Below are 482 nucleotides of genomic sequence, written 5' to 3'. Positions count from 1 at the left end.
TTCGGAGGTAAAATGACAATTCCGAGAGTTTTGAAAGCTCAAATTAAAGATGTTATTTGTGGCGAGAATGTTACCGTTATCGAGCCTTCTAATGTTTATGGCTGCGAGCTAAAGGATGACGTGTTTGTTGGCCCGTTTGTCGAAATACAAAAAAACTCCGTAATTGGTGCTCGAACAAAGATCCAGTCACACACTTTTATTTGTGAGTATGTAACGATTGGCAATGATTGCTTCGTTGGTCATGGGGTTATGTTTGCTAACGATCTTTTTAAGAACGGTCAGCCAGACCCAAATCCAGATAACTGGGGACGCACAGTTATCGCTAACAACGTTACTATTGGATCTAATGCAACAGTGTTACCAGTTAGCATATGCGATGGCGTAGTTATTGGTGCTGGTAGTGTTGTGACTAAGAACATTACAGAGAAAGGGATCTACGCAGGAAATCCGGCTAAAAAGTTAAGAGACTTGCCGTAAGTACA

The 482-nt window shown here is 41.3% G+C and carries 1 protein-coding gene; it reads left to right on the top strand.

The window, feature by feature from the left end:
* Nucleotides 1–12 precede the first annotated feature (12 nt).
* Entirely contained in the window at nucleotides 13–477 is a 465-nt protein-coding gene (locus tag GOU96_RS18280; RefSeq protein WP_114806832.1) for an acyltransferase, read from the top strand.
* The last annotated feature ends 5 nt before the right edge of the window (nucleotides 478–482 follow it).

The sequence above is a fragment of the Vibrio sp. R-1 genome, assembly GCF_035615595.1.
Classification (GTDB): Bacteria; Pseudomonadota; Gammaproteobacteria; order Enterobacterales; family Vibrionaceae; genus Vibrio; species Vibrio cholerae.
This window is presented reverse-complemented; position numbering and strand designations above follow the sequence as displayed.